This is a genomic window from Streptomyces sp. 8K308 (assembly GCF_004348315.1).
In the GTDB taxonomy this organism is placed as follows: domain Bacteria; phylum Actinomycetota; class Actinomycetes; order Streptomycetales; family Streptomycetaceae; genus Streptomyces.
Window position 1 is genome coordinate 1 of the sequence record NZ_SMKC01000156.1, and the last position, 15,489, is coordinate 15,489.

Genomic DNA, 15,489 nt, shown 5'->3' on the forward strand with positions numbered 1-15,489 from the left:
ACACCCACCGAGCCGAGCGACCCCGGCACCGACGAGCCCCCCACCGATGAACCCTCGGAGCCGCCCACCCAGGAGCCGACGGACGAACCACCGGACCCGGGCGAGACCCCTCCGCCCGTGATCCAACTGGGGGACGAGGGCCCCGAGGTGGTCGAACTGCAGAAGCGGCTGCTCCAGCTCAACTGGGTCTACGCGGGCGAGGCGCACGGCGTCTACGACGAGGAGACGAGGGACGCGGTGGAACGCTTCCAGAGCGCCTACGGCGTCCAGGACGACCCGCCCGGCGTCTACGGCGCCGCCACCCGCAAGACGCTGGAAGCCAACACGACCCAGCCGTAGGCCTCGCCGGCCGGGCAGGCCACGCGGGCGCTGTGGCCTGCCACGCCTCGCCCCCCCCACAACTCCGGCGGCCCGGTCTCCTGGACGGCCCCGGTGCCGTTGTGTCTTGGGCGGCGGGTCGGGTCTGGGCCTGTCTCGTCCTGTGCGGCGATTCGGGGTCCCTGCCCGGTCTCCTGGGCGGAGTGCCGTCCCGCCTCGCGGGCGGGCGGCCCGGCCTCGTTGTGGCCGGGGACGACGCGTCGGGTCTGGGCTTGCCCATCCCGCTCGGCGGTTCGGCCTCCCGCCCGGCCCTCTGGGCGACGCGTCACCCGCCTCGCGGGCGGTGGAGCCGCGGGAGAGGCGCGGAGGCACCTCGTCCAGCGGCTGTCGCGTGGCGGCTGTCCGGTGTCAGGCGGCGTCCTTCCGTTCGGCGTCGTGGTCTGTCGCCTTGTCCTTCCCGGCCGCTTTGGCCTCGGTCGGGGGCCGGCTTCTGACGTCCTGGCCGGTGGCGCTCGGACTCCCGGGCAGCTCCTCGCCGGCGCGTCGCCCGCCTCGTGGCGGGCGGGGCGGCGACCGGTGTCAGGCGGTGTCGTCTCGGTCGTCGCGGCGGTTTGGGTCGCCCGGCTCGGCTTCGGGGGGGCCCGATGCGTCCTTCTGGTCGGGGGCCGGCTTGTCGCCCTCGGCGGGGCCGAACGCCGCGTCGGTCTCGCGGGCGCGGGCGCGCCGCACGCTCAGCAGGACACCGATGCCGATGCCGGCCAGCAGCCCGAGCGCGATCACCCACAGCACCGCGCCGAGGCCGCCGCCGCTGTCGTCGTCGGCCGTGTCGCCGCCGGCGGTCGCCGAGTCGTCGTCGGGCGCCGGGCCCAGGGCGTTGAGCGCGTTCACCAGGTTGGTGCCGCCGAAGTCGGTGGGCGAGGCGCCGCCCGCGTGCGCCGCGAGCACCAGCAGGCCGAGGGCGGCCGGGCTCTGGGCGTGGTCGGGCCACTCGGTGTGGTGCTCGCTCAGCCAGCCGAGCGGCCCGGCGAGCGCCGCGTCGTCGCCGAGCGCGGCCAGCGCGATGACCGCCTTGGCGGTGTTGCCGAAGTCCGGCAGCCGGTCCGCGCCCTCCCCCGTGCCGTCGCCGGCCGGCGGGGCGGCCAGGTACTGGCCGTTGTCGCTGAGCGCGGCGGTCAGCTGGGCAGCGCCGGCGGCGCCCGAGGCGAGCTGCGGCGCCTGCGGGGTCTGCGGCTCCTCACCCGAGGCGCCGTCGGTGGCGGACGCGTCGCCCGTCTCCTCCGTGTCCGCCGTCTCCTCGTCCGCCTCATCGCCGTCACAGGGCTCGGCGGTGGGGGCGACCGACGGCACCGCTTCCGGGTCCACCAGCAGGCCGCTGCCGGCCGAGGCGAGCACCGCGTCGACGGTGGCCGCGTCGTTGGCGGTCAGCTCGCCCGACTCCGGGTCCGGCTGCCAGGCGAAGGCGCCGCGCTCGTCCTCCGGGGCGTCGCAGCCGAGTTGGAAGGCGGCCAGCGCGTCGAACGGCGAGTTCCCCTCGCGGCGCACCTCGGCCGGGTCCTGGCCGGCCGCCGAGAACGCGCTGACCACGACCGCCGTCGAGTTGGCGTCGCTCGGGCCGCCCGGGTTGAAGCTCCAGCCGCCGTCCGCGTTCTGCACCCCGACCAGCCAGTCGAGGGCGGCCGTCACCTGCTCCTCGTGCCCGCCGAGCGCGGTCAACGCCTGCGCGGCCAGCGCCGTCGCGTTGGAGTCGGCGGCCGTCACGTCGGGGCAGGGCTCCTGCGGGTCGGCGCGGAAGGAGAGGAAGGAACCGTCGGCGCACTGCTGGCCGAGCAGCCAGTCCACGGCAGGGGCGCCCGGCTCGAAGCCGGCAGCGTCCTGCGCCAGCAGCGCGATCGACTGCCGCAGCACCCCGTCGTACGTCGGGTCGCTCCGGCCGAAGAGACCGATCGGCGTCTCGGCGGCCGGAGCGGAGACCGGCGCGGCGGCCTGGGCCGCGGCCGTCGCAGTGGCCGGCTGGGCCAGGGCCACGGCGGCGGTCAGCGCCGCCGCCCCGCCGGCCAACGCCGCGCGGCGCGGCGACCGCTGACGAGAGTGGTGGTCGAACACCTGGAAGCCTTTCGCTGTGCTGGTCCGCCGGGACGACTCACCGGCACGCGCGGCGACGCGCTGCGGGCACCGGGCTCAGCGCCGTGTTCCTCGACGGTGTCGGCGGTCACTCTATCCGGCCGGTCGCACCCGGCCGGCTTGACACCGGCGGGCGGGTCGGTGCCTGTGCCACCCCCCGTCCCGCCGACTCCCGCGCGCCGGGCGGCGTTTGTCGGCCGATCGGGTTTGCCGTGGTGGGCGCCGACACGTGGTGATAATCACCAGGTCCGGGGCGTATCCGCCGGAGGCGGTGGCGGGTTAGGGTCGATACCCGTGAGTAGCAAGGGACACCGAGGGGGAACGCGCGTGGCGGCTGAGGCTGGTGTGGACCGCCCCGGGGTGGACCGCCCGCTCAGGATCGCGTTGCTCACCTACAAGGGGAATCCTTTCTGCGGCGGCCAGGGCGTCTACGTCCGCCATCTCTCCCGCGAACTGGCCGCGTTGGGCCACCAGGTGCGGGTCATCGGCGCCCAGCCCTACCCCGTGCTCGACGAGGGCGTGCCGCTGATCGAGCTGCCGAGCCTCGACCTCTACCGGCAGCCCGACCCGTTCCGCACGCCGCGGCTCGCCGAATACCGGGACTGGGTCGACGTGTTGGAGGTCGCCACCATGTGGACCGGCGGCTTCCCTGAGCCGCGGACCTTCGCGCTGCGCGCGGCCCGGGAACTCGCCGCGCGGCGACACGAGTTCGACGTCGTGCACGACAACCAGACGCTGGGCTACGGTCTGTTGGGTGTCACCCGGCGCCTCGGGCTGCCGTTGGTCACCACCATCCACCACCCCATCACCGTGGACCGCCGCCTCGAACTCGCCGCGGCCGACAGCCGCAAGCGGCGCTACTCGGTGCGGCGTTGGTACGGCTTCACGCGCATGCAGCGGCGGGTCGCGCGGCGGCTGCCGATCGTGCTCACCGTCTCCGGGGCCTCGCGGCGCGAGATCATCGAGGACTTCGACGTGTCGCCCAAGCGGGTGCACGTCGTCCCCATCGGCGCTGACACCCGGGTCTTCCACCCGGACCCCGGCGTGCCGCGGGTGCCGGACCGGATCGTCACCACCTCCAGCGCCGACGCCCCGCTCAAGGGCCTGGTCCATCTGGTGGAGGCGCTGGCCAAGCTGCGGACCGAGCGGCCGGGCGCGCACCTGGTCGTGGTCGGCGACCGGCCGACGGGCGGGCCCGTCGCGGAGGCGCTCGACCGCTTCGGCCTCGGGCACGCGGTCGAGTTCGTGAAGGGCATCAGCGACGCGGAACTCGCCGACCTGGTGCGCGGCGCGCGGGTGGCGTGCGTGCCGTCGCTCTACGAGGGCTTCTGCCTGCCGGCCGCCGAGGCGATGGCCGCCGGCACGCCGCTGGTCGCCACCACCGGTGGCGCGATCCCCGAGGTCGCGGGGCCGGACGGCGAGACCTGCCTCGCCGTCCCGCCGGGCGACGCCGGCGCGCTGGCCGCGGCGCTGGCCAGGCTGCTCGCCGACGACGCGCTCAGCGCGCGCATCGCCGCGGCCGGCCGCGAACGTGTCCTCCGCCACTTCACCTGGCAGCAGGCCGCGCACACCACGGCGGGGCACTACGCGTCCGCGCTGGCCAACCGGTGAGCCCTCCGCGCGGCGCCTTCGGCGGCGCAGCCGGCGGGCACGTGCGCTCGACCGCTCGCCGCGCGGAGCGCGAGGCGCTCCACTGGGCGGGCCGGGCGAGGTCCCGCCCGGCGGCGGTGCCGCCTGGCGCGCACGCCTGGCACGCAGGCCGCGCGGAGCCTCCGGCGGCGCGGCCGCCGTCGCCGCGCGGCGAAGCCGTCCGCATACCCGGTGCGGTGGCGCCCTCACCGCGCGCAGTGCGGGCGGGTTCGCGGGGCACGTACGCACGCCTGCCCACCGCGGCGAAGCGCCCGACAGAGCGGGCCGGCCGCTCCACGGGCGGCGTGCCTGGCGGCGGTGCCACCCGCCCGCGCGCAGCGCGAGAAGGGGCCGGTGGGTGGGGACCAGAACCCGACGCCGAGCGGCGCGGCACATCGGTGGGGGCACAACTCCGCGCGCAGTGCCGAGGTGGCGGCTCGTCGTGACGATGGACAGGGGATGATCTCGTGCTGACCGTGGATTTCTCGCGGTTTCCGGTCGCCGCAGGCGACCACGTGTTGGATCTCGGCTGCGGGCAGGGGCGGCACGCCTTCGAGTGCTACCGGCGCGGCGCGCACGTCGTCGCGCTCGACCGCGACGGCGACGACGTCCGGCACACCGCCGGCTGGCTGGCCGCCATGCGCGAGGCAGGCGAGGCGCCCGAGGGTTCGCGCGCGCTCGCCGTCCGGGGCGACGCGCTCGCGCTGCCGTTCCCCGACGACAGCTTCGACGTGCTGATCGTCTCCGAGATCATGGAGCACGTCCCCGACGACAAGGGTCTGCTCGCCGAGGCGGTCCGCGTGCTGCGCCCCGGCGGCCGGATCGCCGTCACCGTGCCGCGCTACTTCCCCGAGCGCGTCTGCTGGGCGCTCTCGGACGCCTACCACCAGGTCGAGGGCGGCCACATCCGCATCTACCGGGGCGACCAGCTCGTGGCCAGGCTGCGCGAGGCCGGGCTCCGCCCGTACGGCACCCACCACGCGCACGCCCTGCACTCGCCCTACTGGTGGCTCAAGTGCGCCCTCGGCGTCGACAACGACCGGGCCCTGCCGGTGCGCGCCTATCACCGGCTGCTGGTCTGGGACATCATGAAGCGGCCGCTGGCCACCCGCGCCGCCGAGCGGCTGCTCGACCCGGTGCTCGGCAAGAGCCTCGTCGTCTACGCCACCAAGCCGCGCTCGGGCACCCCGTGACCAGCGCGGAGCGCCGCGTCGAGCCGCTGGCGCTGCCGGGGGTGCTCAGCGCCGCCGAGGCAGAGGAGACCGCCCGGGCCATCGCCGCCGAGCAGCGCGCGGACGGCGCCATACCCTGGTTCGGTGGTCACCACCTCGACCCCTGGGACCACGTCGAGGCCGCCATGGCCCTGGACACCGCGGGGCGCCACGATCGGGCCGCCGCCGCCTACGAGTGGCTGGCCCGGCACCAGAACGCCGACGGGTCCTGGTACGCCGCCTATGCCGAGGGGGACGCCGCCCGCCCGACCGACCTCGGCCGGGAGACCAACTTCTGCGCCTACCCGGCCGTCGGGGTGTTCCACCACTACCTCGCCACCGGCGACGAGGCGTTCCGCCGCCGCATGTGGCCGGTCGTGCGCGCGGCCGTCGAGTTCACGCTCGACCTCCAGCAGGAGGGCGGCCAACTCGGCTGGCGCCGCGATCCCGACGGCACGCCCGTCGCCGACGCGCTGCTCACCGGCTGCTCCTCTGTCTACCAGGCGCTCCGCTGCGCCCTCGCCCTCGCCGACCTGGCCGGCTCGCCGCAGCCCGACTGGGAGCTCGCGGTCGGCCGGCTCGGGCACGCCATCCGCCGTCACCCTGAGCGCTTCCTCGACAAGTCCCGGTACTCGATGGACTGGTACTACCCGGTGCTCGGCGGCGCGCTGCGCGGCCAGGACGCGCGTGCCCGGCTGGCCGCCGACTGGGACGCGTTCGTCGTCCCTGGCCTCGGCGTCCGCTGCGTCCGCACCAACCCATGGGTCACCGGCGGGGAGAGCGCGGAACTCGCCCTGACTCTCTGGGCGGTCGGCATGGAACGGCGCGCCGCGGAGATACTGCGCTCGATCGGGCGCCTGCGCGCCGAGGACGGCCTGTACTGGACCGGATACGTCTACGCGGACGACGCGGTCTGGCCCACCGAGCGCACCACCTGGACCGCCGGCTCCGTCCTGCTCGCCGTGGCCGCCCTGGCCGGCGACACCCCCACCCGCGCGGTCTTCGGCGGCGCCGGTCTGCCGCGCGGCCTGGACACCGACTGCTGCGCGTGACGCGGCGAGGGCCCGCCGGGACGTGGTGCGTCCCGGCGGGCCCTCGCCGCAATCGGTGGTGCGGGTCAGCCGCGCTGGATGCCCGAGGTGTCCTGCAGCACGCCGCGACGGCCGTCCTGCGTCTGCGCCACCAGCTGCTGGCCGCGCTGCTCGACGGCCAGGTACCAGGTGCCGGGGGCCAGCTCGGCGATCGGGGTCGGCGAACCGTCCTCGCCGTACAGCGGGCGGGTGGCGGGCACCGCGAACCAGAACGGCTGGAAGTTCGGGTCCGACGCGCCAGCCGACGCGGCGGGCGCGGCCTGGGTCGGCGCGAACGACTGCTGCGGAGCGCCGGCGCCCGGGCCGGGGTAGCCGTACCCGGGCTGCGGGGCGCCCGCGCCCGGGTAGCCGTAACCGGCGGGCTGCGAGGTGCCGGGGCTGCCACCGGTCAGCGGGGCCTTCAGGCCCGGAACCAGCGGGGTCATGATCGCGGCGGCGGCCAGCACCAGGGCGGCCAGCAGGCCGATGATCAGGCCGACGCCCGCGCTGGCCTCGCCGCCACCGCCCAGCGACCAGAGGGCGGCCCAGGCCGAGGTGACGGTCAGCGCGGTGCCCCACTGGTTCAGCTTCAGGCCGCCGAACTCCTTGTCCTGCTGCGGCAGGAAGCGCGAGACGACGATCGCGGCGGCGCCGAGGACGCCGGCCAGGAAGACCGAGGGCAGGACCGGGAAGAGGTTGGAGTCCCAGGCGTTGATGCCTTCGCTGCCGCCGCCGAACTCGGCGTAGTCAATGGTGTAGAAGTCCAGGAACGAGGCGATGAAGAGCAGGACCGCTGCTCCGATTACTACAGCGTCGCCTCGGGAGAGCGAGCGGTTGTTCACGTCAGATCCTTCGTGGTTCTCGTCGTCATGGTCTGGTCAGACAGGGCGGGCCCCATCGTATGTATGAAGTTCTGAACCGGCCCGGGGAACAGGAGGACTGTTTCCTATGCGACACGCTTGTGATGCGGCCGTGACGTCGCCCCGGCGCGCACCCGACCCGCGCGGGTCAGAGGCCTGGTGCCAGCCGTCTCAGCACCCGCAGCGAGCCGTGCGCCGAGACCTCGGCGAAGGCGCCGCTCGACACGGCGCGCCGCCAGATCCGGTACGGGGCCTGGCCGCCGAGCGCCGGGTCGGGGAACACGTCGTGGATCACCAGCAGCCCGCCATCGGCGAGTTGCGGCGCCCAGCTCTCGTAGTCGGCGGTGGCGTGCGCGTCCGTGTGGCCTCCGTCGATGAAGACCAGGCCGAACCGGCCGCCACCGCCGCCGCCCAGTGCCGCGGCGGACTGTGGGGATCCGCCCACCACCGCCACGACGTGCGCCTCCAGGCCCGCAGCGGCCACCGTACGCCGGAAGACCGGCAGCGTGTCCAGACGCGAGCCGTCCCAGGCGTCGAGCAGCTCCGGGTCGTGGTACTCCTGCCCGGACTGCTGCTCCTCGCTGCCCCGGTGGTGGTCGACGGTGACGACCACGGTGCCGGCCCGGCGGGCGGCGTCGGCCAGCAGGAGCGTGGAGCGGCCACAGTAGCTGCCGATCTCCAGCAACGGCAGGCCGAGGCGGCCCGCCTCGACGGCCGCGGCGTGCAGCGCCCGGCCCTCGTCGACCGGCATGAAGCCCTTCGCGGCCTCGAACGCGGCGAAGACGGCGAACTCCGTCTCCTCCGCGTCCGGCATCGTGCCCGGTCCCGTCACGCGTCCCCCTGTGGTCCGGTTCCTTGCGGTCACATGCTGCCCTATGGGCCGCGCGGCGAAGCCAGCGGGGTCAGCCGACCCGGGCGAGCGGTGCCTGCTGGAGCGGAACAGGCTTGGCGACGGACGTCACCTGCGCCGGTGGTTCGACGTTCGGGCCGGTCGCGCCCTGGGCCTGGTCGGGCGTGGGCGCGGTCGCCGGCTCCCGCGGGGCGGCGGCCGCCGCGGTCTCCAGCTCCGGCACGGCCGCCGGCTCCGCCGCGGCGGACGGCTCGGGGACGGGCTCGGCCGGCGCGGCAGGCGCCGTCGTCGCGGCCGGCGCCGCCGGCTCGGGCTCCGGCGCGGAGGTGCGCGCCAGGCCGCACGGCACGGTGGCCGTCGTGTACGGCAGCAGCAGCCAGCCGTCCGTCGTCCACCGGCCGGTGCCCGGTAGCCAGCCGTCCGGCGCGGCCAGGTGCCGCAGCTCCCGCTGCCTCGGCTGCCACACCGCCACCCAGTCGGCGCTCGCCGTCGTCATCCGCAGCGCCACCGCGCACGCCTCGGGCATCAACACCTGCCCGGGCTGGAGCGCGAACGGCGTCACCGTCACGTTCTCCGGGTGCAGGGCCTCGGGGAACCGCACCGGCGACTGGCTGCCGAGCACGCCCCACCCGATCCGGTCGGCGCCCGGCGCGTCCGACCGCACGAGCAGCAGCCCGCTGTCCGGATCGGCGAGCAGCAGCCGGTCGTTGCTGTCCTCCGCGATCCGCAGCAACTCCGCCGGCTCGCCGCCGTGCTCGACGTCCACGGTGACGGTGCGGGTGCGTCCCTCGGCGTCCGTCCGGTCGAGCGCGAGCAGCCGCCCCGAGGTGTCGAGCCAGGCGCCGCCCGAGCAGCGGCCGGCCAGCACCGTCACCAACTCGGGCCCGAACGCGCCTCCGCACACCAGCCAGAGCGCCGTGTTCTCCTCCTGCCTGGCCAGCGCGTACACTCGCGCCCCGTCGGGCGCCGGCGGGAGCAGCGTCAGCACCTCGGACTCCACGGCGCCCAGCGGCAGTTCGCCGGTCTCGGGGCCCGAGGGGTAGAGCAGTGAGAAGTGGTGGCGGCCGTCGGCCCGGCGGCCGATCAGCACCCGGCCGTCGGCCAGCGGCATCAGCTCGCTCGTCGGGTCCTCGGGCTGCGTCCCTGGCAGCCGCACCGCGTAGGGCTCCGGGCCGTCCAGGGTCCAGCGCTCGGGACACCAGCAGTCGGCGCCGTCCACCAGGACGAGGCGGGCGGCATAGCCGCCGCCCGCCGCGATCGTCAGTGGTGTCGGGCGGAACGCGGGCGGTCCCGGCACGCGCACGGGCTCGGTGACCTCGGCCGTCATGACTCTCCTGCCTCTCGCGCCCGCAGCCGGCGGGTCAGGCGCCGAACGTGCCGAATCCGAAGGACGGGAGAACTGATGGGAGACCTCTGGTACACGGGACGCTCACCTCCAGCCAGGACGCTAGGTTCGTACTGCCAGCCGAACAACTCGGCTTGAGCTGCTTCACGCATAAGGGTGACGGTCACCCGGTTCCCATGATCAACCGGGGTCGGGTGTGCGTGCCACCGGCCGGTCGCCGGAAGCGCGGAGCCCGGCCCGGCGTGGGGCGGTAGCCTGGGCGCGTGCCCGTACTCTCCGACGTGATCGCCGCGCTCGACACCCTCTGGCCCCGCGAGCGGGCCGAGGACTGGGACGCCGTGGGTCCCGTCTGCGGCGACCCGGACGCCGAGGTGCGCCGAGTGCTGTTCGCCGTCGACCCCGTCCAGGAGGTCGTCGACGAGGCGGTGGCCATCGGCGCCGACCTGCTTGTCACCCACCACCCGCTCTACCTGCGCGGCACCACCACCGTCTCGGCCGACACCTTCAAGGGCCGGGTCGTGCACACCCTGATCCGGCACGGCGTCGCCCTCCACGTCGCGCACACCAACGCGGACCGCGCCGATCCCGGGGTCTCCGACGCTCTCGCCGGCGCGCTCGACCTGCGCGTCACGGGGCCGCTGGTCCCCGACCCCACCGACCCGGCCGGGCGGCGCGGCCTCGGCCGGCTCTGCGAGCTCGACCACCCGCTGTCGCTCGGCGAGTTCACGGCGCTGGCCGCCGCCCGGCTGCCCGCCACCGCGCAGGGCGTCCGCTCGGCGGGCCCCGCTGACCGGCCGATCCGCACCGTCGCCGTCTGCGGCGGCTCGGGCGACAGCCTCTTCGACCACGTCAGGGCGGCGGGCGTCGACGCCTACGTCACCGCGGACCTGCGCCACCACCCCGCGTCCGAGGCCCGCGAGCACGCCCACGACCTCGCGCTGGTCGACGCCGCCCACTGGGCCACCGAATGGCCGTGGTGCGAGCTGGCCGCCGCCCAGCTCGACACCGTCTCGGAACGTCACGGGTGGGGCCTGCGCACCCATGTGTCCCACCGGGTCACCGACCCGTGGGTCACCCACCAGCCCTCCCTCAGCCCTCAGCAGCAGTGAAGGAGCCCCCAACTGAACGCCGCGCCCGCCGACCAGATCCGGCTGCTTGACGTCCAGGCCCTGGACGTCCGGCTGACCCAGCTCGCGCACCGGCGCGAAAACCTGCCGGAGCACGCCGAGATCCGCGCCCTTGAGGCCGATCTCACCCAGCAGCGCGACCTGTTGGTGGCCGCGCAGACCGAGGAGAGCGACACCGCCCGCGACCAGACCAAGGCGGAGCAGGACGTCGACCAGGTGCGGCAGCGTGCCGCACGCGACCAGCAGCGTCTCGACTCCGGGTTGGTGACAAACCCCAAGGATCTGTCCGGCCTGCAGAGCGAGTTGGCCTCGCTGGCCAGACGCCAGGATGACCTGGAGACCATCGTCCTCGAGATCATGGAGCGGCACGAGGCCGCCCAGACCCGCGCCAAGGAACTGGCCGCGCGGCTCGACGAGTTGCAGGCCACGGCGGCCGAGGCGACCCAGCGCAGGGACGCCGCGACCCAGGACATCGACGCCGAGGCGGCGGCCGTCCGCAAGGAGCGCTCCGAGGTGGCGGCCCAGGTCCCGGCCGAGTTGCTCAAGCTCTACGACAAGCTGCGCGAGCAGCAGGGCGGCGTCGGCGCGGCCCGTCTCTACCAGCGGCGCTGCGAGGGCTGCCGGCTCGAACTCAACATCACCGAGCTGAACGAGGTGCGGGCCGCCGCGCCGGACGCCGTGGTGCGGTGCGAGAACTGCCGCCGCATCCTGGTCCGGACGCCAGAATCCGGGCTGTGAGCCTGGTGGAGCTCGTGGTGCACGCCGACGGCGGCTCCCGGGGCAACCCGGGGCCGGCCGGCTACGGCGCCGTGGTCGCCGACGCCGCGACCGGCGAAGTGCTCGCCGAGACGGCCGAGTTCATCGGCCGGGCGACCAACAACGTCGCCGAGTACCGGGGCCTGATCGCCGGCCTGCGGGCCGCGCACGCGATCGACCCCGAGGCACGGGTGCGGGTGCGGATGGACTCCAAGCTCGTCGTGGAACAGATGTCGGGCCGCTGGCAGATCAAGCACCCCGACATGCGGCCGCTGGCCGCCGAGGCCCGCACGGTCTTCCGGCCGGGCGCGGTCAGCTACGAGTGGGTCCCCCGCGAGCGCAACAAGCACGCCGACCGGCTCGCCAACGAGGCGATGGACCGGGGAGCGGCCACGCCTGCCGGCTTCGCGGCTCGAAGGGACGTCGGCCACGGCCGGCCCGAGGCGGCGGCGGAGGGCGGGGCTCCGCCCCGCGCCCCGGAGCCCGCCCCGGCGGGCCGGGCCGCGAGCGGCGATGCCGGCCGGGCGGAGCCCGGAGCCGGCGGGCCGCGCGGCGGCGCCTGGGCCGCCGCCGGCCCCGCGGACCAGGCGGGGCGTGGCGCGGCCGGCGGGCGGTCTCGGGCTGACGTTGGCACCGGGCCGGCGGGCCGGGCGGACTCGGCCCCTTCGGGCCGCGGCCCGCGGGTCGGGGACGAGGCCGCGCGTCGTGCCGCGGTCGGTGCCGGGCCGGAGGGCCGGCCCTCGGCGGCCACCGGTTGGGGGAGGGCCACCGGCGCGGCCACGTCCTTCCTGCTCCTCCGGCACGGGGAGACCGCGCTCACCCCGCAGAAGCGGTTCTCGGGGAGTGGCGGTGGGGACCCGGAGCTGTCGGAGACCGGCCGCCGGCAGGCGCAGGCCGCCGGGCGGGCGCTCGCCGAGGCCGGGGTGACGGCCGTCGTCAGCTCGCCGCTGGCCCGCTGTCGCGAGACCGCCGAGCTCGTGGCGCGGCGGCTCGACCTCCCCGTGCGGACGGACGACGCGCTGCGGGAGACGGACTTCGGCGCCTGGGAGGGCCTCACCTTCGCCGAGGTCGAGGAGCGCCACCCGGTCGACCTGGCCGTCTGGTTGCGTGATCCGGACGCCCAACCCACCGGCGGCGGGGAGAGCTTCACCGCCGTGGCCCGGCGGGTCGCCGTCGCAAGGGACCGGATCACCGCGCGGTACGCCGGCCGCACCGTGCTGGTGGTCAGCCACGTCACGCCGATCAAGACGCTGCTCCGGCTGGCCCTCGACGCCCCGCCGGTCGCCATGTTCCGGATGGAGCTGTCGGCCGCCGCGCTCTCCGAGGTCGCCTACTACCCGGACGGCAACGCGTCCGTCCGCCGCTTCAACGACACCGGGCACCTGGCGGCGGTCACAGCTCGGTGACCACCACGTCGAGGCGCCCCGGGGCGGGAGTCTCCACCAGATGGCCGAGCTCGCGCAGGGCCTCCGCCAGCCGGCGCGGCGAGCGCGGCAGCGGGCCGGCCGTGAGCAGGTCGCGCAGCAGGCGGCCCTTGGTGGCCTTGTTGGAGTGGCTGACCACGGACCGTCGTTCCACCCCGTCCACGACCCGGGACTGCAACACCCGCACCGTCACCGTGCGCTCCGCCAGCTCGCCCGTCGGCCGCCACATCGCCGAGTACGCTGACGACCGCAGGTCGAGCACGGGCCCCTCGCCCACCAGGGCGGGCAGCGCCGCCGCCAGCGGCCCGCGCCAGTGCGCGGACAGCGCGCCGAGACCCGGCAGCCGCACCCCGCCCGAGCAGCGGTAGGCCGGGATCCGGTCGGTGATCCGCACCACGCCCCACAGCCCGGAGAACACCAGCAACGAGGCACGCGCCCGCCGCCTGGCCGCCGTGTCGAGCGAGCCGAGGTCGAGCGCGTCGTACAGCACCCCCGTGTAGAGCTCCCCGGCCGGCCGCGCCGGCGCGCTTCGCAGCGCCGCGTTGCGCGCCACCTCAGCACCCTGACGCTCGCTCAGGCCCAGGACCTCGCGCGCCTTCACCTCGTCGCCGGAGCACAGCTCCACCAACTCGTCGAGGACGGCCTCCCGCGCCGGACCGAGCTCCGGCGACGACAAGGCATCCAGATCGGTCGGGGCCCCCTTGACGGCCCCGGCCTTCCCCTCAGACGGCGGCAGCAGCACGAGCATCGCCCCAGGGTACCCGTCGGCGCAGGTAGAATGGGTGGCACGGCGGACGAGCCGGCCGGGCGGTCGCGGCGCGATCCCAGATCTCGCCGAGGAACGTCCGGGCTCCGCAGGGCAGGGTGGTAGGTAACGCCTACCTGGGGCGACCCACGGGAAAGTGCCACAGAAAGCAAACCGCCGGGGCCGCGCGAGCGGCACCCGGTAAGGGTGAAACGGTGGTGTAAGAGACCACCAGCGCCCAGGGCGACCTGGGCGGCTCGGTAAACCCCACCCGGAGCAAGGTCAAGAGGGGCCACCAACCGGCGGCCCTGCGCGGACGACCGAGGGCTGCCCGCCCGAGTCCGCGGGTAGACCGCTTGAGGCCGATGGCGACATCGGCCCCAGATGGATGACCGCCTCCCCGCTGGCCGCGAGGCCACCGGGAGACAGAACCCGGCGTACAGGCCGACTCGTCCGCCGCCCCACGTCGTCGCAGGTCAAAGGCGGTGTCTCGGGGTAGACCCCGAGCAGGACGTTGGTCATCATCGCACCCGAGGAGATGCCGGTAGCGTAGATCCGGTTCGGGTCGCCGCCGAAGTTGGCGAGCGTGTAGTCGACCATCGACTTGATGCTGACGGAGTCGCCGCCGGTGCCCGAGAGCGAGGCCTGGGAGGCGACGTCGAAGCGTTTGCTGCTGCGGGTGACCGACGGGTAGATGACGATGTAGCCGTACTCGTTCGCCAGTTCGTCGAACTGGGTGCCGTTGTAGAAGTCCGGCCCGGAACCGGTGCACCAGTGGTTGCCCACCACGATCGCCGGGTTCGCGGGGACGTTGTCCGGCACGTACAGGTACATCTCGAGGTTGCCGGGATTGTTCCCGAAGTTCGTGATCTGCCGGAGCTGGGCGGCGTGCGCCGCCTGGGGGGTCACGAAGACCACCAGCGCGGAGGCCAGCACGAGCGCGATCGCGAAGACCGCTGTCGCGCTGTGCTGCAATCGGATGACTGCGGACATGGGCTCCTTCCTTGTCAGGGGGACCGTGGGACAGGCGAGGTCCGAGGCGCCTGAAAGCGAGTCCAGGCGCCTCGGGTCGAGTGCTCGGGGATCGGAGCTAGGTGAGTGTCCTCTGCTGGTTGGCGCCGCCGTGGCAGGTCCACAGGTTGACCGGGGTGCCGTTGGCCGTGCCCCAGCCGGAGACGTCGAGACACAGTCCTGATTGGACTGACTGATGGTGCCGTCGCCGTTCAGCGCCCGTGTAGCCGGGGCTGGAGCCGTGCTCGCTGGCGATGTCGGGCTCGGTCGCGGCATCGGACGGCCGGTACGTCGGCAGCAGGGACCGCGGTTCGTCCTCGGAGACGCGTCCCTCCTGGCCCTGGCTGCCCTCGCCCCCGCAGGCGGAGAGCAGCGGCGTCTCGCCGACCGCGGCGGTGGCGATGGCGGTGGAGGTGAGGAAGCTTCTCCGACTCGGCCCCGGAGCGTTCGGCATGACGTCGGCACCCCTTCGTGACACTGACGCCCACTCATACGTAAGACGAATGATCGAAGCGCTTCGAATCGGGGAGATTAGGAGCACTCAGCAGGTCGCACAAGACCTGCTGCAGAAGTTCGTCCGGGAACCTGCAACGTTACTCATGCGAAGTCTCGGCATCTCCGTTGTTGTCGCGCGGGCTCTTGACAGGATCAGGACTCTGACTGAGCATCGAAGCGCTTCGACAGTGGCGCCGCTCTCGCCAGCCTGTCTCTGCGTCTGTCCTGTTATGCGTCCGGCTGTGCGTCACCCTGCCTTTGACCGCGACCCCAAGGGGATTTCTCGTGACCGCTGAACCGCTGCCGTTTCGCGATGCGCGTCTGTCGACGCCGGAGCGGGTCGCCGACCTGCTGGCACGGCTGACCGTGGATGAGCGCATCGCGATGCTGCCCTCGCAAGCGCCCGCCGTGGCAAGGCTCGGGCTGTCGGCGTTCCACACTGGGCAGGAAGCGCTGCATGGCGTGGCCTGGATGGGCCGGGCCACCGTCTTTCCTCAGGCGGTGGGGCTGGGCGCGACCTTCAACGA

Annotated in this window: 14 protein-coding genes, 1 other RNA gene and 1 pseudogene; 9 read left to right on the forward strand and 7 right to left on the reverse strand. The window is 74.7% G+C overall.

The annotated features are described in order from the left end of the window. On the forward strand, window positions 1–339 hold a 339-nt coding region (locus E1265_RS20815), incomplete at its 5' end, for a peptidoglycan-binding domain-containing protein (RefSeq protein ID WP_132932145.1). 558 nt (window positions 340–897) lie between these two features. Here E1265_RS20815 and E1265_RS20820 read toward each other — a convergent pair. Beyond that, window positions 898–2,421 carry a prenyltransferase/squalene oxidase repeat-containing protein gene (locus E1265_RS20820; RefSeq protein WP_243740981.1) on the reverse strand — a complete coding sequence of 508 codons (1,524 nt, stop codon included), beginning with the start codon at window positions 2,419–2,421 and terminating at the stop codon, window positions 898–900. Between the two features lie 345 nt (window positions 2,422–2,766). Here E1265_RS20820 and E1265_RS20825 point away from each other — a divergent pair, with 345 nt between their 5' ends. From E1265_RS20825 to E1265_RS20835, 3 genes are all read left to right on the forward strand, one after another. Continuing rightward, the gene (locus E1265_RS20825; RefSeq protein ID WP_132932146.1) at window positions 2,767–4,050 is read left to right on the forward strand and encodes a glycosyltransferase family 4 protein; all 1,284 of its coding nucleotides are present in this window, start codon (window positions 2,767–2,769) and stop codon (window positions 4,048–4,050) included. 485 nt (window positions 4,051–4,535) lie between these two features. Continuing rightward, the gene (locus E1265_RS20830; protein ID WP_132932148.1) at window positions 4,536–5,261 is read left to right on the forward strand and encodes a class I SAM-dependent methyltransferase; all 726 of its coding nucleotides are present in this window, start codon (window positions 4,536–4,538) and stop codon (window positions 5,259–5,261) included. Further along, the gene (locus tag E1265_RS20835; protein ID WP_132932150.1) at window positions 5,258–6,331 is read left to right on the forward strand and encodes a prenyltransferase; all 1,074 of its coding nucleotides are present in this window, start codon (window positions 5,258–5,260) and stop codon (window positions 6,329–6,331) included. Before E1265_RS20830 ends, E1265_RS20835 begins: the two co-directional genes overlap by 4 nt. A 65-nt stretch (window positions 6,332–6,396) precedes the next feature. Here the strand turns inward: E1265_RS20835 and E1265_RS20840 are convergent, their stop codons facing one another. The 3 genes from E1265_RS20840 to E1265_RS20850 form a co-directional block, all read right to left on the reverse strand. Beyond that, a complete protein-coding gene (locus tag E1265_RS20840) occupies window positions 6,397–7,191 on the reverse strand; it encodes a DUF5336 domain-containing protein (protein ID WP_132932152.1) in 795 nt (264 codons plus the stop codon). Between the two features lie 166 nt (window positions 7,192–7,357). Beyond that, on the reverse strand, window positions 7,358–8,023 hold the full coding sequence (locus tag E1265_RS20845; protein WP_132932163.1) for a class I SAM-dependent methyltransferase: 666 nt from the start codon (window positions 8,021–8,023) through the stop codon (window positions 7,358–7,360). Between the two features lie 88 nt (window positions 8,024–8,111). Then, complete coding sequence (locus E1265_RS20850; protein ID WP_243740982.1) at window positions 8,112–9,386, reverse strand: hypothetical protein; 1,275 nt, start codon at window positions 9,384–9,386, stop codon at window positions 8,112–8,114. Between the two features lie 281 nt (window positions 9,387–9,667). On the opposite strand from E1265_RS20850, the gene E1265_RS20855 reads away from it, so the two are divergent. From E1265_RS20855 to E1265_RS20865, 3 genes are read left to right on the forward strand one after another with little or no spacing between them, the layout of a single operon-like run. Beyond that, on the forward strand, window positions 9,668–10,513 hold the full coding sequence (locus E1265_RS20855) for a Nif3-like dinuclear metal center hexameric protein (protein ID WP_132932153.1): 846 nt from the start codon (window positions 9,668–9,670) through the stop codon (window positions 10,511–10,513). A 12-nt stretch (window positions 10,514–10,525) separates the two neighbouring features. Further along, window positions 10,526–11,269 carry a C4-type zinc ribbon domain-containing protein gene (locus E1265_RS20860; protein WP_132932155.1) on the forward strand — a complete coding sequence of 248 codons (744 nt, stop codon included), beginning with the start codon at window positions 10,526–10,528 and terminating at the stop codon, window positions 11,267–11,269. A 2-nt stretch (window positions 11,270–11,271) separates the two neighbouring features. Beyond that, window positions 11,272–12,693 (forward strand): bifunctional RNase H/acid phosphatase, encoded by a 1,422-nt coding sequence (locus E1265_RS20865; RefSeq protein ID WP_132932167.1) that lies wholly within the window; start codon window positions 11,272–11,274, stop codon window positions 12,691–12,693. Here E1265_RS20865 and yaaA read toward each other — a convergent pair. Continuing rightward, entirely contained in the window at window positions 12,680–13,459 is a 780-nt protein-coding gene (yaaA, locus tag E1265_RS20870) for a peroxide stress protein YaaA (RefSeq protein ID WP_132932157.1), read from the reverse strand. The genes E1265_RS20865 and yaaA overlap by 14 nt on opposite strands. Before the next feature lie 47 nt (window positions 13,460–13,506). On the opposite strand from yaaA, the gene rnpB reads away from it, so the two are divergent. Further along, an RNA gene (gene rnpB / locus E1265_RS20875) (RNase P RNA component class A) lies at window positions 13,507–13,912 on the forward strand. A 93-nt stretch (window positions 13,913–14,005) separates the two neighbouring features. On the opposite strand, the pseudogene E1265_RS20880 reads toward rnpB, so the two are convergent. After that, window positions 14,006–14,449, reverse strand: a pseudogene (locus tag E1265_RS20880) (PHB depolymerase family esterase); the annotation flags it as partial. Between the two features lie 97 nt (window positions 14,450–14,546). Continuing rightward, entirely contained in the window at window positions 14,547–14,921 is a 375-nt protein-coding gene (locus tag E1265_RS38155; protein ID WP_207931149.1) for an RICIN domain-containing protein, read from the reverse strand. Window positions 14,922–15,247: 326 nt separating this feature from the next. Here E1265_RS38155 and E1265_RS20890 point away from each other — a divergent pair. Next, window positions 15,248–15,489, forward strand: a 242-nt coding sequence (locus tag E1265_RS20890) for a hypothetical protein (protein ID WP_132932159.1), incomplete at its 3' end; no start/stop codon positions are given.

Excerpts from the sequence above, each read along its gene's own strand:
- E1265_RS38155 (WP_207931149.1), bottom strand. The coding sequence starts at position 14,921 with ATGCCGAACGCTCCGGGGCCGAGTCGGAGAAGCTTCCTCACCTCCACC.
- E1265_RS20845 (WP_132932163.1), bottom strand. The coding sequence starts at position 8,023 with ATGCCGGACGCGGAGGAGACGGAGTTCGCCGTCTTCGCCGCGTTCGAG.
- E1265_RS20850 (WP_243740982.1), bottom strand. The coding sequence starts at position 9,386 with ATGACGGCCGAGGTCACCGAGCCCGTGCGCGTGCCGGGACCGCCCGCG.
- yaaA (WP_132932157.1), bottom strand. The coding sequence starts at position 13,459 with ATGCTCGTGCTGCTGCCGCCGTCTGAGGGGAAGGCCGGGGCCGTCAAG.